Here is a 17997-nt window from a genome sequence, read left to right as displayed (position 1 = left end):
CGACGGGGCGAGGGGCTGGGGGAGTGGGTGTTAAAAAAGCGATGCAACAACAGCAAAAAACAGCTGAAGAAGAAACCCCATCAAGCCCCGATATTGCATTCCCGCCGCAACAAAGCCACCGCATCGTTGAACGTGTAGTCGTGGTCACTCTCCAGCGTAGGCCGTGCGTCCTCGATGAAGTTGTCCCACAAACTCGCGAAATCGTCCTGGTGCTGGACCGGTGCATGCTCCGCAATGAACTGACGCGGCAGTTCAGGCTGGAGACCAGATTTGCGTATCTTGCGCACCAGGGTGGCGGCCGCCTTTTCTGTGAGCAAGGTTTTGGGGGTGCTGCCTGCTGCCATACACAGGAACAGGGTCAGCAGCGAGCTTTCATCGTCGTTGCCGCCTGTCGCCTTTTCCCACGCCTTGCTGGTGGCGCGCTCAAAGTGGTCCACTTCGGCCAGCGCATCTTCGAGCCAGAAATAGCGACCCATGAAAGCCGGGGTCTGGTCAAACAGTTTGCGCGCGGGAACGGTGGACTCCAGCCATTTGGGCGCATCCTGCAGGAGGGACTGGCGCACGGCTTCCACCACCTCTGTGTATTCGGCCGGCAGCGCTTTGGGCAGCGGGATCTTGAACTTCTCAGTCTGGCCCACAAACTTTTTGCGCAAGGCCAGCACCATTTTTTCGAACAGCACCCAGTCGGGCATCTCGGTGCGTTTGAGCGCCATGGCCAGCAGGCTGGTGCGAATCACTGCCTCCGCATCCTTGCCGGCTTCTTCCAGCGCGTCTTCGTCTACCCCCAGCTGCTGCGCCATCCAGATGGCGGCATCCACCACGGCTGCAACACGGCTGCGGCTGGCTAGCTCGGCCTGGTAGTCGGGCAGGCTGCGCAGCGCCCATTTGGCCAGCAGGGGAATGTGCTCGTCGCGGAAGCCACTGCGCTCGTTCATGCCGAAGTGTGTGGTCTGCGGCATGGCAATCAGGGCTTTGAGCATGTCAGAGCCGCCCTTGGAGCGTGAGAGGAAGCTGTGGTCGCGCAACGACTCGGCGGCGCGCTGGAGGTCGCCGCCACTACTATGTTCCAAATACAAGCTCACAAGGTTGACCATGCGGTCGCGCGCAATCTCGAGTTCCGGGCGGAGGAACTCGGTGCCGAAGTAGCGCGCAATCTGCACTATGCCTTTGGGGGCCTCGGTGCACATGGCCTCACGTTTGGCTGCATCGATCAATCCGTGCTGCACTCCATAGGCCAGCGCCTTCTCAAAGAAGGGGCGGGCGTCGTACAGGGAAACAGCTTGTGGTGCAGCAGACATGGTCAGATGGCAGATTCTTCGTCGTCGTCTTCGCGGGCGGCCGGTGTGGCTTTGCCCCGGTCGGTGTCACCGGTCTCCACTTTGCCATCGTCTTCCTCGGTCTCTTCCTCTTCGTCCAGACCCAGATCATGCGCGCGCGCCTTGGCGCGCAGCACCAGCAGCATTTCGATGAAAAGGTCGGGCAGCTCATGGCGCAGGGTCCAGGCCATCTGCATCCAGTCCTGGTCGGCGACTTCGTCCAGATCCACGCGCGGGCGCACGTAGGCAGACTGGTACAGCGCCTGCTCGGACAACATTTCGCCGTCATCTTCGACCGTGTCAAAGACACCGCTGCGTGCAAAAGCTTCCACGCGGCTCCACTTTTCGGTGAAGTAGTCGGCCAGCGCTTCGCTGCCGCCCTCCAAGTCGCCAATGGCGGTCAGAAATTCGATGGCGTCGGCCGAATCATCGCGAAAGATGACCGAGTTCATCATGCCGCGCAGATGGGTGCGGGTCAGGTCCTTGTATTGCTTTTCGATGACCACCGCATGGGCAAACTGCTGGGGCGTGATCAGCAGGTTGACGATGGATTCCTTGGAATCGTCGTACTCGCGGATCACGGCCAGGATGTCCTTGGGGGGCAGCTGCTCCAGCACCACCATCAGGGCGCCATCACCCTCGCTATCGGCCAGTTCGGTAAGCACGGATTCGGCGCCCACGATGTCGCCGGCGGCGATGAGGGCTTGGGTTTTTTCAATCAGGGCAAGTTGGGACATCGTGTTCTCAGCTCAATCAGTCTTTGTGGTCAAAGCCTTGTTCCACCATCCAGGCGGCGCCTTCTTCCTCGCGCACACGGGCTTCGCGTTCGTCTTCGTCCAAGCCCTCTTCATCTTGATGGTCAACGTCCGAGTCTTCATGGTCATCGTCGTCCTCGCTGTGCGCTGCCGTTCGGCTGTCAGGGCGACCGTACATGTACTCCAGCGCCGCCGCCACCGACATGAACCAAGCGCCAGCCGGCTGCTGCAACACCTGGCTGACCAAGGGGCGGGCTGCCGGTAGTACTTCCACTGTGTCGCAGACACTGTCCCAATCGGGCAGGTCTTCCGATTCGTGGGAGAGCAGGTGGTTCATGGCTGCTGTGGACTTGAAGCGAAAGGACTGGTGAAACACCACGGCCACCATCTCAGGACTCAGCTCCAGCATGCTGAGCAAGAAGCCCAGTTCCTTGCGGCGCTCAGCCAGCTTTTTGGGCAGCATGTGCTTGCCCTCGGAGTCGGAGGCCAGGTCATCGATCTCGGCCTCGTAGGCGCTACGCAGGTGCTGGAAAAACGGAGAAATGCTCATGCGGATTGTGTGCTCAAAGAATGCGGGTGAAGTAGGTGTTCCAGATCTCACGTGCGGTGTCGATCGGGCTGTCCAGCAGGCCACGGCGGCGGTTGTCGTCGTAGGCCTGGCGTTTGCTGTCATCCGACAGCGTGTCATAGGCTTCTTGCACTTCACGAAAGCGCAGAGCCGCATCCGCAGCCGGGTTGCGGTCCGGGTGGTACAGCGCAGCCTTTTGGCGGAATGCCTTCTTGATATCGGCCAGCGTGGCAGCGCTGTTGAGCCCGAGGGCAGCGTAGTGGTCTTTCATGCAGCGGCTTTCATGGAAGCGCATTGTGGCGGACAAAGAAAAAACCCCGCTACTGAAAAAGTAGCAGGGTTTTTTGCACCCTTGCGGGATTTTTTGGCTCCTCAACCTGGGCTCGAACCAGGGACCTACGGATTAACAGTCCGGCGCTCTACCGACTGAGCTATTGAGGAATGAAGCCTCAGATTATAGCGTGGTTTTTTCGGTGATTTGGAAAACACGCTAATTTTTTTAAAATCAGGCTATTTTTTTTCCGGCGTCTGCACACCGAGCAGCGCATGCAAGCGCGGACTCGTGGTGGTGTATTGCAACATGACTTTCTTCTCTGGAGAGATGAAGAGCATGGCGCCGTAGGCAGCGAGTGTAGCTTCATGGAAGCCGCACAAAATCAATTTCTTCTTGCCGGGGTAATTATTTATGTCCCCTACAGCAAAAATGCCGGGCACGCTGGTGCCAAAGGTCTCGGTGTTGACCTCCAGTTGTTTGCGTTCCATCGCCAAGCCCCAATCGGCCACCGGGCCCAGTTTGGGTGAGACGCCCAGAAATACCAGCAGTAGGTCCAAAGGCAGGGCGTGCGTGTCGCCGTCGGCATCGAGAATGTTCAGTGCCTGCAGCTGGTCCCCCTGTGCTTGCAGGCCGGTGATCTGGGCAGCCACAAAGCGCAGCACGCCGCTGGCACGCAGCGCTTGGACGCGAGCGATGGTGTCTGCTTGGGCTAGGAACACATCGCGCCGGTGCAGCAGCGTGACCGAAGCCGGGCGGTGGTGGTTGTCGGGTGCTAGGAGTTGCAGAACGCACTCCAGTGCCGCATCCCCGCCACCATGCACCACGACATGCCGCTTGGCCAAGCTATCCAGCGCTGGCATGTGGTAGTGCAGTTGGCGGCCTTCGAATGCGGTGGCACCTTCCACGGCCAGGCTGCGTGGCACAAAAGCCCCGACACCTGCGGCAATGAAAACAGTCTTGGCAAGAAAGCCTTGCCCGCGCGTGGTCTGTAGTGCAAAGCGGCCATCGCCCTGCTGCTGGAGTGTGGCCACCTGCTGCGCCAGATGCATCTGTGCGCCAAAGGGCGCAATTTGTTGCAGCAGGCTCTCGATGAGGCCGCGGCCCGTGGTGACCGGTACGGCGGGGATGTCGTAAATGGGTTTGTCGGCGTAGAGCTCGACGCACTGGCCACCCGCATAGGGCAGGGCGTCGATCACATGGGTGCGAACGTCGAGTAGGCCGAGCTGGAAGACCTGAAATAGGCCCACCGGCCCTGCTCCGATGACGACGGCATCAGCTTCAATGACGGGGGCCGCCATGCCGCGCGTCCGGCGCAATCAGCGCAACAGTTCCGACAGCTTGCCGGTCTTGTCTTTCCACTCTTCGGCTTCAGGCAGAGGCGCCTTGCGCTTGGTGATGCTCTTCCAGCCGGGCAGCTTGGCCAGGTCTGCGTTGAGTTGGATCATGTGCTGCTGGTCTTTGGGGGCGTCTTCTTCGGCGTAGATGGCGTTGACCGGGCACTCGGGGATGCAGACGGCACAGTCGATGCACTCATCGGGGTCGATGGTCAGAAAGTTGGGGCCTTCGCGGAAGCAATCCACGGGGCACACGTCCACGCAGTCGGTGTATTTGCACTTGATACAGGCTTCGGTGACGATGTGTGTCATGTTATTTGGCGGCTAGTAGTAGTAAATGTGGCAGCAAAGTGCCAAGCCCTTGATTTTATTGGGTTTTGAAGTCGCACCTGTAAACAGGGGCGACTCCTTTGCGTTGCGTCAACCCAGCAGCAGTGCGCCCGAGGTCTTGTGGCTGGCCGTGTCCACCAGAATCAGCGAGCCCAGCACCCGGCTTTGGGCATAGGGCAGGGCTGCAATCGGCTCCTGCAAGGACACTTCGATGTGGCCAATCGCGTTGGGCAGGATCTCGCCGGCGTCGTGTTCGGCCAGCGTGTTGATATCCAGGCTGTGCACGATGCGCTTGACCTTGGCCTTGATCCAGCGGTGCCCATGCAGCGCCAGGTACACGCGGCCGGCGACCAGTGGCTCGTCGTCCATCCAGGCCACGGTGGCCTTGATCTCGCGGGTGGTCTCAAAGTGGCTGGGCGCGTCGTTGGAGGCCAGAATCCAGTCGCCACGGGACACGTCGACCTCGCGGTCCAGCACCAGGCCGGCACCGTGGCCTGCGCCCAGGTCCTTGGGCACGCGGGCGTGGTTCAGCACCTGGGCGACCACGGCAGTTTTGCCGCTGGGCAGGATGGAGACGGTGTCACCGGGTTGCACGGTGCCTGTGGCTACACGGCCCCAGAACACACGGCGGCCCTTGCTGGTGTCGGCGGAGTCGTGGAATTTCTCGACCCACTGCACGGGGAAGGCGAAGGGGACGTTGGTCTCTGCTGCCGTTACGGGCAGGGTTTCCAGCAGCGCCAGCAGGCTGGGGCCGGTGTAGCCGCACCAGCCAGGGTTGGCCGTGACCACGTTGTGGCCCTTGAGCGCAGACATGGGGATGGTGGCGGTGATGGCAATGCCCGCTTGCGCGGCAAAGGCCTGCAGCGCCTCGGTGATCTTGGCGAAGGCCTTGGCAGCGTCGTCACCCAGGGCGTCCAGCTTGTTCACCGCGAAGATGATGCCGGGCACGCGCAGCAGGTTGACCAGCAGGCTGTGGCGGCGTGTCTGCGGCAGCAGGTCCACCAGTCCATCCACATTCCACTTGAGTTTGGTGGCGTCCACCAGCACTACTGCGGCGTGGGCGCTGCTGGCGGCAGTCACCATATTACGGGTGTACTGCTCATGGCCGGGCGCGTCGCCGATGATGAACTTGCGCGCGGGCGTGGCGAAGTAGCGGTAGGCCACGTCGATGGTGATGCCTTGCTCGCGCTCGGCGGAGAGGCCGTCGGTGAACAACGCTAGGTCGGCCTCGCCGCTCTTGGAGACGTTGGCCAGCTGGTCTTGCAGCACCGAGCGGCTGTCCACCAGCAAGCGGCCGATCAGCGTGCTTTTGCCATCGTCCACACTGCCGCAAGTGATGAAGCGCAGGGCAGATGAGGTGTCATTTGTGCTGCCAGCCGCTGTGGATTGTGCGGGGGCTGCTATCGTATTCGTAGCGGTCATCAGAAGTATCCGTCCTTTTTACGCTTCTCCATGGAAGCCTCAGAAGTCTTGTCGTCCATGCGGGTGGCGCCGCGCTCGCTCACGTCCGCCTGCAGTGTTTCGATCACGATATCAGCAGCGGTGGCGGCCAAGCTTTCCACCGGGCAGGTGCAGGTGATGTCGCCCACGGTGCGGAAGCGCACGTCGCGGCTTTCAATGGTTTCGCCCTCTTTGGCGGGGGTCAGGTCGGTCACCGGCACCAGGAGGCCCTTGCGCTCGACCACATCACGCTTGTGCGTGTAGTACAGGCTGGGCAGGGCGATCTTTTCGCGCTCGATGTACTGCCACACGTCCAGCTCCGTCCAGTTGCTGATGGGGAACACGCGGAAGTGTTCGCCGGGTTGAAGGCGGGTGTTGAACAGCGTCCACAGCTCGGGGCGCTGGGCCTTGGGTTGCCATTGTCCAAAGCTGTCACGGTGGCTGAAGATGCGCTCTTTGGCGCGGGCTTTTTCCTCGTCGCGGCGGGCACCGCCAATCAGCGCGTCAAAGCGGAACTCGTCGATGGCTTCGAGCAGCGTGACTGACTGGTGCACATTGCGGCTCTCGCCGGGGTGGGCCAGGCGCACGGTGCCGCGGGCCATGGAGTCTTCCACGCTGCGCACGATCAGTTCAGCCCCCAGTTCCTTGGCGCGGAAGTCGCGGAAGTCGGTCACTTCATGGAAGTTGTGGCCGGTATCGATCATCAGCAGCGGGTAGGGGATGCGGCCGACGCCGAACGCCTTCTCGGCGCACTTGAGCATGACCAGCGAGTCCTTGCCGCCCGAGAACAGCAGGGCGGGGCGCTCGAAGGCGGCTGCGACTTCGCGCAGGATGAAGATCGTCTCTTCTTCCAGCGCGTCCAGGTGCTGGTTCGAGAGGCGGTCGAAATGGGAGGTGTCTGTCATGGCGTTCATGCTTTGGCTTCTTCGTGTTTCACATGCAGGCCGCATTCCTTGGCGGCTTCGTCTTCCCACCACCAGCGGCCGGAGCGGAAGTCTTCACCCAGGCTGATGGCGCGTGTGCAGGGCTCGCAGCCAATGCTGGGGAAAAACTGGTCGTGCAACGGGTTGTAGTCCAGCTTGTTCGTTTGGATGTAGTGCCAGACATCGCCCCAGGTCCAATTGGCCAGGGGGTTGATCTTGGTGCGCTTTTCACTGGTGTCCACCAGCGGAACCTCGGCGCGTGCCCCTGATTGTTCCCGGCGCAGGCCGGTGATCCAGGCGTCCTTGCCCTTGAGGGCGCGGTCCAGTGGTTCCATCTTGCGGATGCCGCAGCAGGCCTTGCGCAGGTCAATGCTTTTGTACATCGCATCCTTGCCTTCGCGGTCCACAAACGCGATCACGGATTCCTGCACCGGTGTGTAGACGGTGACTGCAGCACGGCTGGACGCCTTGAAGCGCTCCAGCAGGTCCAGCGTTTCCTGGTGCAGGCGGCCGGTTTCCAGCACAAAGATGCCGATGTCCAGCTTCAGGCTGTTGATGAGGTGGCTGATCACCACGTCTTCAGCGCCCAAGCTGGAGGCCTGAGTCACCTTGGCGGTGCCACTGTCCTCACCGGCAAACTGCGCCGCAGCTTGCGACAGAACGGCCTGGGCCTCTGCCAGCTTGATGATGTAGTCGCCCGAGGGAGCCGCATTCCGTGCGATGGCGCTGCCAGCCGGCTGGGCCTGGGGCGCAAAGCGGCCGCTCAGGGAGGAGGTTTCTGCGCTCATGCGGCCGCCCCTTCTCGGGCGAACACAGGTTGCACGGTGACCGCATCGCCCTGGTAGAAGCCGCGGTAGCGGTCAAACTGGCGCTGGGCGAAGTCGATGTTCTGGTCGGCACGCAGGACGGCCACGTCAAAGCCGGTGCGTTCCATTTGCACCAGCTGGTCGATCAGCACGTCGCCCGTGGCGCGGATCTCTCCGGTGAAGCCCAGGCGGCGGCGCAACAGAAAGGCCTGGCTGTAGGCGCGTCCGTCGGTGAACTTGGGGAAGTGCAGGTCGATGCGGGTCACGCCCGTCAGGTCCAGCGTGCGGGGGTCATCAGTATTCGCAACTTCAAGGACTTTCTCGCCTTCAGCCCCGGTGGAATGTGCGCTAGCAGCTATTAATTTCATAGTGTTCTCTCTTTCTGCGTCCGGGGCTCAGGCTTCTTGTGCGTCTTTGGCGTATCCGTCGGCCTTGGGCATGGCGTGCAGGTCTTCTTTCTTGTCGGCCAGGCGGGCGCTGTTGGCGGCCGCCTTGAAGGTATCGAAGCCCACGCGCTTCACGCAGTCGATAAAGGTTTCGCTACCCAAACGGTGCTGGCGGAAGGTGTCGAGCAGGGCTTCGATGACGCCGGGCACTTCCAGCGCGGTGAAGGACGGGCCCACCACCTTGCCAGCGACGGCGGCACCACTCAGCGCGGAGCCGTCCGAGCCGCCCAGGGAGACCTGGTACCACTCCTTGCCGTCCTTGTCGACGCCCAGGATGCCGATGTGGCCGCTGTGGTGGTGGCCGCAGCTGTTGATGCAGCCGCTGATGTGCAGGTCGATCTCGCCCAGGTCGTGCAACTCGTCCATGTCCTGGTAGCGCTCGGTGATGGCAGCGGCAATCGGGATGGAGCGCGCATTGGCCAGCGCACAGAAGTCACCGCCGGGGCAGGCAATCATGTCGGTCAGCAGGCGCACATTGCTGCGCGCCAAACCGGCGTGGCTGGCGGCCACCCACAGGGCGGGCAGATCTTCCGCGCGCACCCAGGGCAGCAGCAGGTTCTGGTCATGCGTCACGCGCACTTCACCGGCGCTGAACTCGTCGGCCAGGGCGGCTGCGGTGTCCAGTTGGTCAGCGTCCGCGTCGCCAGGGGCCTGGCCTAGGCGCTTGTAGGACAGGGTGACGCAGCGCAGCGCGGGGTTCTTGTGCAGAGCCACGTTCTGTTGGAGCCAGCGGTCGTAGTCCTTTTGGCGTTCGGGCGGAATTGCTACAGTTTTGGTAGCTGCTTGCGCACGTTCTACGAGGGCTGGAGGCACAAAACATGCTGTAACGCGGTCCAGTTCGGCCTGCGGGATGGTGTGGGGGGCGCCGTCGCGGGTCAGGATTTCCTGGTACTCGGCTTCGACTTCGTCCACATAGCGCTGGCCCTCGGCCTTCACCAGGATCTTGATGCGGGCCTTGTAGAGGTTGTCGCGGCGGCCCCAGCGGTTGTAGACACGCACCACGGCTTCCAGGTAATTCATGATCTGGTTCCAGGGCAGGAACTCACGGATCACGGTGCCGGTGATGGGCGTGCGGCCCATGCCACCGCCCACCAGCACCTTGAAGCCCAGCTCGCCGGCGTCGTTCTTGATGAGGTGCAGGCCCACGTCATGCCAGCTCACGGCGGCGCGATCTTCCGTGGCGCCGGTGATGGCGATCTTGAACTTGCGCGGCAAGAAGGCGAACTCTGGGTGCAGCGTGCTCCACTGGCGCATGATTTCGGCAAAGGGGCGCGGATCGGCAATCTCGTCCGGCGCCACGCCGGCCAGCTCGTCGCTGGTGATGTTGCGGATGCAATTGCCGCTGGTTTGGATGCCGTGCATGTTTACGGTGGCCAGCAGGTCCATCACGTCGGCGCTCTTGACCAGGGGAATCCAGTTGAACTGCACGTTCTGGCGGGTGGTGAAGTGACCGTAGCCCACGGGCAGGTGGGTGGTGCCCCAGGTGGCCTGGGTGCCGATGGCCTTGTCGAACACCTCTTTGCTGGGGTGGTCGTATTCCCGGGCGATGCGGGCCAGGACACGCAACTGGGCGCTGGAGAGCTCGCCATACGGCACGGCCACGCGCAGCATGGGCGCGTAGCGCTGGATGTACCAGCCGTTTTGCAGGCGCAGGGGGCGGAATTCGTCGTCGCTCAGCGTGCCGGCCAGGTTGCGTTCCAGCTGGTCGCGGTGCTGGGCGGCACGGGCACGGACGAACTGGCGGTCAAATTCGGTGTATTGGTACATGGTCAGAGTGCGATGAGTTTCAGGCCCGCGTAGGCAAGAAGAAGGGAAAGCAAAGAACGAATGACGCGCTCGGGCGTTTTGAACATCAGGTGGGAGCCCACCCAGATGCCCGGAATGGAGCCCGCCAGCAGCTTGGCCAGCATGGGCCAGTCCACCGACCCCAGCGACGCATGGCCCATGCCGGCCACCAATGTCAGGGGGACGGCGTAGGCAATGTCCGCTGCCACGATGCGCGGCAAGGGGAGCAGGGGATAGAGCAGCATCAGCACGGTCACGCCAATGGCACCCGCACCGACGGACGTGAGTGTAACCAGCGTACCGATGAGCGCCCCAAACAGCAGCGGCAGGCTCCAGTGGCGGGGACGGGCGGCCGCAGCCTCCTGGCCGGCCGCAACCGCGGTGGGGGCGGTTTTGCCACGTAGGGCCTTGTAGAGCGTGGCGGCCGCCGTCATCAGCAGCGCACCGCCCAAGGTGGTGGTCATCAGGCGTTGCACCTCCGGGCTGGTAGCGCCCAGGGTGTGCAAGACATAGAGGGTGATCAGTGCGGCCGGGATGCTGCCCGCCGACAAATTGAGGACCACACGCCAGTCGATGTGTTTGGAGCGTGCCAGCTTGATGGTGCCGCCCATTTTGGTAAACGCCGCAAACAACAGGTCGGTGCCGACCGCCATATAGGGCTTGACGCCAAAGAAGAAAATCAAAATGGGCGTCATCAAGGAGCCACCGCCGACCCCGGTGAGCCCCACGATCAAGCCCACAAAGAAGCCCGCAAAAACAAACGCCACATCATGCATGGCAGCGAATGTAGGCGGGCGTGCTTAGCTTGAAAACTATTTTTTAGCTATGCCTATATGCCAATTGAGAATATGTAGACCGAAATGTTGGGATGTAGCGAGCAGACGCTTTACCATCAGCCCGCCAACGGCCCTCTGCGCCGCACGAGAAGGAGAACTCCATGGATTTGGATGCAGTCCCCAGTACCGCGGACCCAACGGGCTTGGTGGTCGTGGCGTCTGCCGAGGTATTGGCGCGGGTGCGCGATATGCTGGCTGCTGATTACCGGTTGCAGGTGGCCGCCACCCAAACCCAGGCTCTGGACATGGCCGCAGCGGCCACACCGGCAGAGTTGGTCGTGATGGACCTGGATGCGCAGTCATTCGCAGCCATGGCGCAGCAGACGGCTGCCGTGCAGGATGTGACCATTCTGGCCATGGCAGCACTGGCCGAAACCCGCGACTCCGACACCGGGAACCACCTGCGCCGCACCCAGCACTATGTGCGGGCATTGGCACGCAAGCTTTCCATACATCCGCGTTTCAGTGCGGTGCTTACCCCCAAAAACATCGGCATGATTTTCAAATCGGTGCCGCTGCACGACATCGGCAAGGTGTGCCTGCCTGACCGGGTGTTGCTCAAGCCGGGCAAATTGACAGAAGAAGAGTTCGAAATTATGAAGACCCACACCACCTTGGGCCGCGATGCGATCGTGCAGGCCGAGCAGGCGGTGGGGGTGGAGCTGGATTTTTTTATTTTTGCCAAGGAAATTGCCTATTCCCACCAGGAAAAGTGGGATGGTACGGGCTACCCGCAAGGGCTGGCGGGAGACGAGATCCCGGTATCGGCCCGCCTGATGGCGGTGGCGGATGTGTACGACGCGCTGATCAGCCGGCGGGTCTACAAAGCAGCCATGTCGCACGAGGATGCCGTGGCCATCATTGCCCAGACACGGGGACGCCACTTTGACCCCGATGTGGTGGATGCTTTTTTGGCGCTACAAGATACGTTTCACGCGATTGCCATCGCGTTTTCGGACACCGACGCCGATCTGGACAAAAAGGCGGCCTACCTGCAGACGGCACATTTCCAAGGCTGATTTTCAAGCCAAATCTGGCCTTGGGCCTCGTGGATACTGCGCAAGCAGCTTCTCTTTTGATAGCAAAAAAGAAGCGTCGCCGTGTCCGGTTTCAGTACTTCTTGCCGCGCAGTTCTTCCATGCGCTCGTTGAAGTAGCTCTCGACCGTGTAGCGCTCCGACAGCACCACCTCGCGGCGCGGGTGCAAGAAAAGTGGCAGCGAGATGCGTGATTTCTTGGCGCCTTCACCCGTGGGGTTGAGTACGCGGTGCACAGTGCTGGGGTAGTAATGGCCTGAGGCCTCTTGCAGCATGTCGCCAATGTTGACGATCAGCAGGCCAAAGTCGCAGGGCACATCGAACCAGGCGTTGTCCTTGCCCAGCACCTGCAGGCCAGGCTCGGTGGCCGCAGGCAGGATGGTCAGCAGGTTGATGTCGCCATGGGCGGCGGCACGTACGGCACCGGGTTCCTCGTCGCCACGCAGGGGCGGGTAGTGCAGCACGCGTAGCAGCGTGTGGTCGCTGCCTTCGATCATCTGGGGCAGCGGCATCGAATACCGTGCCTTCACCTCGGGTGGCGAGTTGTCTTCCACCCAGCCCAGCAAGGTCGCGGCCAGCTTGGCGCCCTGTGCGTAATACGCCTTGGCGTTGTTGCCCACCTCGGCGGGATAGCGACCCCAGGGGTAGATATGAAAGAACTCCTTGAGGTCTTTTTTGGTGTTGTTCTTGGCTGTCTCGGACACGCTGGGCGAGAAGTAGCCGTCGTGCTTGACCGGGTCATGGGCGTACTGGTGCTTGGCCTCGGTCTTGAAGAAAGCCAGCCATTCGGCGTAAATGCTTTCCACCAAGTCCTGGTTCAGCGGGTGGTTCTTCAGCACACCAAAGCCGGTATCGTGCAGGCTTTTGCAAAACTCTTGCGGCGCGGTTGGGCTGGTGAAGTCGACAACAGGTAAATGCATGGTGTTCCTTGCAGCGGTGTGGAATTACAGCCAGTTCGACATCAGGGTCTTGTCAATCAGCTGCAGTGCGGCCTCTGCCTTCAGGTTCAGGCAGACCTGGGTGTCGGGGACCTCATCGCCCCAGCCGGGTTGGGGGTAGAAGATGTCACGGCGACGCATCATGGTTTGCCCATTGGCAGGGCCGTCCAGCGCCACGCGAACGCGGCCTGCCTGGATGTCAAACAGCTCGGGATTGGTCAGCGCCACAAAAGCCAGGACATCGTGGCCGAAGCAGCCGTGGATCTTGGCCACATGGGGGTATATGCCGCTGTAGAAATCAGCGTAAAAGCTCACTGCGTGGTGCAGCACATCGGTAGCGACATGCTTGTGATGCTCAGCCACGCGTTTGAACAGCGCCAGCGGCACGATCAGCTGGTGCGTCACGTCCAAGCCCACCATGGTCAGCTTCCAGCCAGCGGTGAACACGAAGTCGGCCGAGTGGGGGTCGTTCCAGATATTGGCTTCGGCCACCGGGGAAACGTTGCCCGGCTCCATCACGGTACCGCCCATGATGATGACCTCTTGCAGCAATTGGGGCAGCTTGGGTTCGAGCTTGAGTGCGGTGGCCAGGTTGCCCAGTGGGCCCACGGCCACCAGGGTGATCTCGCCGGGGTGGGCGCGCGCCATGTCTACGATGAACTGGGCGGATGGGCGGGGGTCCAACACGCTGGTGGTGGGCACGCGGCTGGGCAGGTTGCCTAGGCCATCGGCGCCGTGGATGAAGTCGGGCGGCGTGCCGGGCGCCTTGAGCCAAGGCGTTTTGACGCCCAGGGTCACCGGGATTTTCTTGCCAGCGATTTCGGTCAGGTAGAGGCCGTTGGTGGCAGCTTGCTCCACCGTCACATTGCCAAATGTTGTGGTGATGCCCACCACGTCGATGCCGGGGTGTGCCAGCGCGTAGTACAGCGCCATGGCGTCATCCACGCCAGGGTCGGTGTCATAAATAACTTTGCGTGCGGGGGTGTTGCTCATAGGTGTCTCGCTTGAAAAATTGGGTTGAAAAAATCAGCTCAGGCCGCAGAAGGCGCGCAGGGCCTGTTCTGCCTGCGGCGATGTGGTGGGGTGCTGGGCCATGAAAGCCGTGACCTCCGCTGCCTCGGGGATGCTGGACTGGGCACCCCAGCGGGTGCACGCAATGGCGCTGGCTGCGCTGGCAAACTGCAAGGCGTCCGCCAAGGTCTTGCCCTGGCTCAAGGCCGCCACCAGGCTGCCGCAGAAGGTGTCGCCTGCACCCGTGGTGTCGACCGGCGTGATCGGGTAGGCGCCCTGCAGGGTAAAAGCGCCTTGCTGGCTGGCGCAGCTGCCGTGGTGCCCGAGAGTGACGACGACGGTGGGGACCTGGATGCGTTCCAGGCACTCGGCAATGCTGCCGGCGTGGCCAGACACGGTCGCCAATTCGCCTTCGTTCACCACCAGCACATCGATGTGGGCCAGCAAGTCGGCAGGCAGGTTTTGCGCCGGGGCTGCATTGAGCACCACTGTGACGCCTTGGGCTCGGGCGGCGCGCGCGTAGGCGCTTACCGTGTCCATGGGCGTTTCCAGCTGCAGCAGAAGGTGGGTGAAGCCCTTCAGGCTGGGCAGGTGTTCGGGGCGCAATTCGGCATTGGCGCCTGGGGCCACGGTGATGGCATTTTCGGCGTCGTCAGACACGCAAATGAATGCGGTACCCGTGGGGTGATCGGGCGTGCGCACGGTGTGCAGTTGCACGCCGGCCCCTTGTAGGGAGCTTTCGAGTGGAACGGCAAACGCATCCTGGCCTAAACCCAGCAGCATGTGCGTTGGGGCAGCACCGGCGCGGGCACTAGCCACCGCCTGGTTGGCGCCCTTGCCGCCAGGAAACGTTTTGAAATCACGGCCCAAGACCGTTTCCCCTGGGCTGGGGATGTGAGGGGCGCGGACCACAAAGTCCAAATTCGCAGAACCAGCCACCAGTATCATCAGTTCTTCTTTCTGTGCAAAAAGGACGTCTATTTTGACGCCGAAAATGCCAGCTCCCAATAAGACCCGTTGTATAGCCCCCAATGTATTCCCCCATGCCAGTTGCCGATGCCCCGCAGAGTTCGATGGAAGGGCCCCTGGCCGTGACCGTGGTGGGGGGGGCCAACATGGACGTGGGGGCCCAGACCGAGGCACCGCTGCTGCCAGGCGACTCCACGCCGGGGCACATCCACTACGCTCCTGGTGGAGTAGGGCGCAATATTGCTGAAAACTTGGCTCGCCTGGGTGTCCCTGTGTCTTTGTTGAGCGTGGTGGGGGACGACGCCTTTGGCGCCCAGTTGATCGCATCGACCACCGCCAGCGGAGTGAAGACCGGCAGCATGCTGCGCTTGCCGGGCCAGCGTACGGCCACCTACCTGTCCATGCATGGGCCCGATGGCGACATGGCCCTGGCCGTGAACGACATGGCCATTCTGGAGCAGCTCACCCCGGCCTGCTGCGCGCAACATCTGCCGCCGCCGGCGCCTGGTGAGTGGTTGTTGCTGGACTGCAATCTGCAGGCCGCAACGCTCGCCTATCTCCTGTCCCTGGGGCGTACCACGGTGGTCGACGCCGTGTCGGTGGCCAAGTGCAGCCGGGTGCAAGCCCATCTGCCGGCTGTGCATCTGCTCAAGGTCAACCGGCTGGAGGCCGAGGCGCTGACGGGCATTGCCGTGCACACCCCTGCAGATGCACTGCATGCCGCGCAGTCCTTGCATGGGCATGGTGTGTCGCGAGTGTTGGTCAGTCTGGGGGCGAAAGGGGTGGGCTGGTGCGATGCTGATGGCAGCAGCGACTTTTTGGCCGCCCGACCGGTTCCTGTTGTCAACACCACCGGGGCGGGTGATGCTTTGTTGGCAGGTGTGGTGGCGGGTTTGCAGCAGCAGATGCCCCTGTCGCAGGCCGTGGTCCATGGCCGGTCCTGCGCAGAGATCACACTTTCCAGTACATTCGCCAACTCTTCTGAATTGAGTCACGCCGCCGTTGTGCGGCACAACCCGAGTCTTCTATGAACGCTTTGCCTTATCTGGATATCGCCCCCGAGGTGCAACACGCCCTAGCGCAACAGCAGCCCGTGGTGGCGCTAGAGTCCACTATCATCTCGCACGGCATGCCCTATCCGCAGAACGTGCAGACCGCCCTGCAGGTCGAGGCCGAGGTACGAGCCCACGGCGCTGTGCCGGCCACCATCGCCATCGTCAATGGTCGGCTCAAGGCCGGCCTGTCGGGTCAGGACATCGAGCAACTGGGGCGTAGCGGACGCGAGGTGGTGAAAGTGAGCCGGCGCGACATCCCCTTTATCGTGGCGGCTGGCGCCACTGGCGCGACCACGGTAGCGTCTACCATGATCATTGCCGCTATGGCTGGCATCCGAGTCTTTGCCACCGGTGGTATTGGCGGCGTGCACCGCGGAGCGCAACAGAGTTTTGATGTCTCGGCCGATTTGCAGGAACTGGCCCAGACTCCGGTGGCGGTGGTCTGTGCAGGAGCCAAGTCAATTCTCGACTTGCGCTTGACCCTGGAGTATCTGGAGACCCATGGTGTACCAGTCGTTGGCTACCAGACCGATGCCTTGCCCGCCTTCTTTACGCGTGACAGTGCGTTTTCGGTGGACTACCGGCTGGACAGTCCGGAAGCGATCGCCCGTGCACTGCACGTGAAATGGCGCATGGCGCTGGCCGGTGGCATGGTAATTGCAAACCCGATTCCACAAGCGTATGCCATGGAGCGTGAAGCGATTGATGCCGCGATTGAGCAGGCTTTGCAGGAGGCACAGACGCAGGGTATTGGTGGCAAAGAGTCCACGCCATTTTTGTTGGCACGGGTGTGCGAGCTGACCGGTGGGGACAGTCTGGCCTCTAATATCCAGCTGGTGCTCAACAATGCGCGCTTGGCGAGTGCCATTGGCGCGGAGCTGGTGCGTCTAGATCGCGACAGTGCGGCGTGACGCAGAGGATGGTCGGTGGCGTAACAGGTGTATAACGTCGGCGTTATATACGGATAAGCCCTGATGGCCACACTCGGAGCGGTCAGTATTCTTGCTCTACAGTGCGAGGTGTTTGCCTTGCGTATGGCGTGTGCAAGTTTTCGGGGCGCCCGCAATGCGCCCCGATTTTGGTAAAAGTGGTTTCTTTTTTTAACCTGATAGAGAACTGAGAGAAGTTATGAACGTCAAATCTACTGTGCAAATGAGCCTGTTGGCCGCCACCTTGGCTGCAAGCTTCCAAGCGATGGCTGCTGACCCTGCGGTGGTGTTCGATATGGGTGGCAAGTTCGACAAGTCGTTCAACGAAGCCGCCTACACCGGCATCGAAAAATGGAAGAAAGAGACCGGCAAAAAGTATCTGTCCTTCGAAATCACCAATGAATCGCAGCGCGAGCAAGCCATTCGTCGCATGGCAGAGCGTGGTGCCAGCCCTATCATCGGTATTGGTTTTGGCCAAGCCTCCAGCATTGAAAAAGTAGCCAAAGAATTCCCCAAGCTGCAATTCGCCATCATCGACATGGTGGTCGACCTCCCCAACGTGCAATCCGTGGTGTTCAAGGAGCAGGAAGGCAGTTTCCTGGTGGGTGCCATGGCGGCCATGGCCAGCAAGACCGGCAAGGTTGGGTTCGTGGGCGGTATGGATATCCCCTTGATCCGCAAGTTTGAGTGCGGCTACAAGCAAGGTGCCATGTGGGCCAACCCCAAAGCCGAAATGATTGGCAACATGACCGGCACCACCGGTGCCGCTTGGAACGACCCCGCACGCGGCGGTGAGTTGGCCAAGGCCCAGTTCTCTCAAGGCGTCGACGTGGTATTTGCTGCTGCGGGTGGCACCGGTATTGGTGTGTACCAAGCTGCCAAGGACAGCGGCAAGCTGGCCATTGGTGTGGACAGCAACCAGAACCACATCCAGCCCGGCACCATGCTGACCTCCATGCTCAAGCGCGTGGACGTGGCCGTGTACAACGTGGCCAAGGGTCACAAAGCTGGCATCTCCGTGCTGGGTCTGAAAGAGGGTGGTGTGGACTACGCAGTGGATGCCAACAACGCCAAGCTGGTGACCGCCGACATGAAGAAGAAGGTGGAAGCCGCCAAGGCCGACATCATCAGCGGCAAGATCAAGGTTGCTGACTTCATGGCCGACAACGCCTGTAAGTTCTAAACCAGGTCAGGCTGTGGTGGGGCCGTGTGCGCCCCGCCCAAGCCGAAAAAACAAAAGCCCGCG

19 protein-coding genes and 1 tRNA gene are annotated in these 17997 nt (G+C 61.7%); 4 read left to right on the top strand and 16 right to left on the bottom strand.

Features of this window, described 5'->3' with window-relative positions:
• Nucleotides 1-80 precede the first annotated feature (80 nt).
• The 13 genes from CHU94_RS14410 to CHU94_RS14350 all read right to left on the bottom strand — a co-directional run bounded on the left by CHU94_RS14410 (nt 81) and on the right by CHU94_RS14350 (nt 10753).
• Nucleotides 81-1298: a hypothetical protein gene (locus tag CHU94_RS14410; protein WP_094480979.1), complete on the bottom strand. Its 1218-nt coding sequence runs from the start codon at nt 1296-1298 to the stop codon at nt 81-83.
• Between the two features lie 2 nt (nt 1299-1300).
• A complete protein-coding gene (locus CHU94_RS14405; RefSeq protein ID WP_094480977.1) occupies nt 1301-2053 on the bottom strand; it encodes a hypothetical protein in 753 nt (250 codons plus the stop codon).
• Between the two features lie 16 nt (nt 2054-2069).
• Complete coding sequence (locus CHU94_RS14400) at nt 2070-2621, bottom strand: hypothetical protein (protein ID WP_094480975.1); 552 nt, start codon at nt 2619-2621, stop codon at nt 2070-2072.
• A 13-nt stretch (nt 2622-2634) separates the two neighbouring features.
• Nucleotides 2635-2910, bottom strand: a complete 276-nt coding sequence (locus CHU94_RS14395; protein ID WP_094481133.1) for a DnaJ domain-containing protein — start codon at nt 2908-2910, stop codon at nt 2635-2637.
• Nucleotides 2911-3004: 94 nt separating this feature from the next.
• A tRNA-Asn gene (locus CHU94_RS14390) sits at nt 3005-3080 on the bottom strand.
• A 69-nt stretch (nt 3081-3149) separates the two neighbouring features.
• Nucleotides 3150-4211 carry an NAD(P)/FAD-dependent oxidoreductase gene (locus tag CHU94_RS14385; protein ID WP_094480973.1) on the bottom strand — a complete coding sequence of 354 codons (1062 nt, stop codon included), beginning with the start codon at nt 4209-4211 and terminating at the stop codon, nt 3150-3152.
• Between the two features lie 18 nt (nt 4212-4229).
• Nucleotides 4230-4559, bottom strand: coding sequence for a ferredoxin FdxA (gene fdxA, locus CHU94_RS14380; RefSeq protein ID WP_094480971.1), 330 nt, complete (start codon nt 4557-4559; stop codon nt 4230-4232).
• Nucleotides 4560-4667: 108 nt separating this feature from the next.
• A complete protein-coding gene (locus tag CHU94_RS14375; RefSeq protein ID WP_176452038.1) occupies nt 4668-5999 on the bottom strand; it encodes a sulfate adenylyltransferase subunit 1 in 1332 nt (443 codons plus the stop codon).
• Nucleotides 5999-6931, bottom strand: coding sequence for a sulfate adenylyltransferase subunit CysD (gene cysD / locus CHU94_RS14370; protein WP_094480967.1), 933 nt, complete (start codon nt 6929-6931; stop codon nt 5999-6001). Before cysD ends, CHU94_RS14375 begins: the two co-directional genes overlap by 1 nt.
• The gene (locus tag CHU94_RS14365) at nt 6928-7728 is read right to left on the bottom strand and encodes a phosphoadenylyl-sulfate reductase (protein ID WP_094480965.1); all 801 of its coding nucleotides are present in this window, start codon (nt 7726-7728) and stop codon (nt 6928-6930) included. The genes cysD and CHU94_RS14365 overlap by 4 nt, the downstream gene beginning before the upstream one ends.
• Nucleotides 7725-8114: a DUF934 domain-containing protein gene (locus CHU94_RS14360; RefSeq protein ID WP_094480962.1), complete on the bottom strand. Its 390-nt coding sequence runs from the start codon at nt 8112-8114 to the stop codon at nt 7725-7727. The genes CHU94_RS14365 and CHU94_RS14360 overlap by 4 nt, the downstream gene beginning before the upstream one ends.
• 27 nt (nt 8115-8141) lie before the next feature.
• A complete protein-coding gene (locus CHU94_RS14355; protein WP_094480960.1) occupies nt 8142-9959 on the bottom strand; it encodes a nitrite/sulfite reductase in 1818 nt (605 codons plus the stop codon).
• Between the two features lie 2 nt (nt 9960-9961).
• Entirely contained in the window at nt 9962-10753 is a 792-nt protein-coding gene (locus CHU94_RS14350) for a sulfite exporter TauE/SafE family protein (protein WP_094480958.1), read from the bottom strand.
• A gap of 161 nt (nt 10754-10914) precedes the next feature.
• Between CHU94_RS14350 and CHU94_RS14345 the strand changes: the two genes are divergently transcribed.
• On the top strand, nt 10915-11832 hold the full coding sequence (locus CHU94_RS14345) for an HD-GYP domain-containing protein (protein WP_094480956.1): 918 nt from the start codon (nt 10915-10917) through the stop codon (nt 11830-11832).
• Nucleotides 11833-11923: 91 nt separating this feature from the next.
• Here the strand turns inward: CHU94_RS14345 and CHU94_RS14340 are convergent, their stop codons facing one another.
• From CHU94_RS14340 to CHU94_RS14330, 3 genes are read right to left on the bottom strand one after another with little or no spacing between them, the layout of a single operon-like run.
• Nucleotides 11924-12769, bottom strand: a complete 846-nt coding sequence (locus CHU94_RS14340) for a 2OG-Fe(II) oxygenase family protein (RefSeq protein ID WP_094480954.1) — start codon at nt 12767-12769, stop codon at nt 11924-11926.
• A gap of 24 nt (nt 12770-12793) precedes the next feature.
• Nucleotides 12794-13780: a nucleoside hydrolase gene (locus CHU94_RS14335; protein WP_094480952.1), complete on the bottom strand. Its 987-nt coding sequence runs from the start codon at nt 13778-13780 to the stop codon at nt 12794-12796.
• A 33-nt stretch (nt 13781-13813) separates the two neighbouring features.
• Complete coding sequence (locus CHU94_RS14330) at nt 13814-14746, bottom strand: ribokinase (RefSeq protein ID WP_094480950.1); 933 nt, start codon at nt 14744-14746, stop codon at nt 13814-13816.
• A 95-nt stretch (nt 14747-14841) separates the two neighbouring features.
• On the opposite strand from CHU94_RS14330, the gene CHU94_RS14325 reads away from it, so the two are divergent.
• From CHU94_RS14325 to CHU94_RS14315, 3 genes are all read left to right on the top strand, one after another.
• Entirely contained in the window at nt 14842-15798 is a 957-nt protein-coding gene (locus CHU94_RS14325) for a PfkB family carbohydrate kinase (protein WP_176452037.1), read from the top strand.
• On the top strand, nt 15795-16733 hold the full coding sequence (locus tag CHU94_RS14320; RefSeq protein WP_094480946.1) for a pseudouridine-5'-phosphate glycosidase: 939 nt from the start codon (nt 15795-15797) through the stop codon (nt 16731-16733). The genes CHU94_RS14325 and CHU94_RS14320 overlap by 4 nt, the downstream gene beginning before the upstream one ends.
• Before the next feature lie 217 nt (nt 16734-16950).
• Nucleotides 16951-17934, top strand: coding sequence for a BMP family protein (locus CHU94_RS14315; protein ID WP_255033962.1), 984 nt, complete (start codon nt 16951-16953; stop codon nt 17932-17934).
• The last annotated feature ends 63 nt before the right edge of the window (nt 17935-17997 follow it).

The organism is Rhodoferax sp. TH121 (genome assembly GCF_002251855.1).
In the GTDB taxonomy this organism is placed as follows: Bacteria; Pseudomonadota; Gammaproteobacteria; order Burkholderiales; family Burkholderiaceae_C; genus Allorhodoferax.
Note: the sequence above shows the minus strand (reverse complement) of the source record. Positions and strands in the feature narration are given on the sequence as shown.

Bases quoted from the DNA above. Each gene is read 5' to 3' on its own strand.
- CHU94_RS14340 (WP_094480954.1), bottom strand. From the start codon at position 12,769: ATGCATTTACCTGTTGTCGACTTCACCAGCCCAACCGCGCCGCAAGAG.
- CHU94_RS14335 (WP_094480952.1), bottom strand. From the start codon at position 13,780: ATGAGCAACACCCCCGCACGCAAAGTTATTTATGACACCGACCCTGGC.
- CHU94_RS14320 (WP_094480946.1), top strand. From the start codon at position 15,795: ATGAACGCTTTGCCTTATCTGGATATCGCCCCCGAGGTGCAACACGCC.
- CHU94_RS14315 (WP_255033962.1), top strand. From the start codon at position 16,951: ATGAACGTCAAATCTACTGTGCAAATGAGCCTGTTGGCCGCCACCTTG.
- CHU94_RS14385 (WP_094480973.1), bottom strand. From the start codon at position 4,211: ATGGCGGCCCCCGTCATTGAAGCTGATGCCGTCGTCATCGGAGCAGGG.
- CHU94_RS14345 (WP_094480956.1), top strand. From the start codon at position 10,915: ATGGATTTGGATGCAGTCCCCAGTACCGCGGACCCAACGGGCTTGGTG.
- CHU94_RS14375 (WP_176452038.1), bottom strand. From the start codon at position 5,999: ATGACCGCTACGAATACGATAGCAGCCCCCGCACAATCCACAGCGGCT.
- CHU94_RS14410 (WP_094480979.1), bottom strand. From the start codon at position 1,298: ATGTCTGCTGCACCACAAGCTGTTTCCCTGTACGACGCCCGCCCCTTC.
- CHU94_RS14360 (WP_094480962.1), bottom strand. From the start codon at position 8,114: ATGAAATTAATAGCTGCTAGCGCACATTCCACCGGGGCTGAAGGCGAG.
- CHU94_RS14330 (WP_094480950.1), bottom strand. From the start codon at position 14,746: ATGATACTGGTGGCTGGTTCTGCGAATTTGGACTTTGTGGTCCGCGCC.
- fdxA (WP_094480971.1), bottom strand. From the start codon at position 4,559: ATGACACACATCGTCACCGAAGCCTGTATCAAGTGCAAATACACCGAC.
- CHU94_RS14395 (WP_094481133.1), bottom strand. From the start codon at position 2,910: ATGAAAGACCACTACGCTGCCCTCGGGCTCAACAGCGCTGCCACGCTG.
- CHU94_RS14405 (WP_094480977.1), bottom strand. From the start codon at position 2,053: ATGTCCCAACTTGCCCTGATTGAAAAAACCCAAGCCCTCATCGCCGCC.
- CHU94_RS14365 (WP_094480965.1), bottom strand. From the start codon at position 7,728: ATGAGCGCAGAAACCTCCTCCCTGAGCGGCCGCTTTGCGCCCCAGGCC.
- CHU94_RS14400 (WP_094480975.1), bottom strand. From the start codon at position 2,621: ATGAGCATTTCTCCGTTTTTCCAGCACCTGCGTAGCGCCTACGAGGCC.
- CHU94_RS14355 (WP_094480960.1), bottom strand. From the start codon at position 9,959: ATGTACCAATACACCGAATTTGACCGCCAGTTCGTCCGTGCCCGTGCC.
- cysD (WP_094480967.1), bottom strand. From the start codon at position 6,931: ATGAACGCCATGACAGACACCTCCCATTTCGACCGCCTCTCGAACCAG.
- CHU94_RS14325 (WP_176452037.1), top strand. From the start codon at position 14,842: ATGCCAGTTGCCGATGCCCCGCAGAGTTCGATGGAAGGGCCCCTGGCC.
- CHU94_RS14350 (WP_094480958.1), bottom strand. From the start codon at position 10,753: ATGCATGATGTGGCGTTTGTTTTTGCGGGCTTCTTTGTGGGCTTGATC.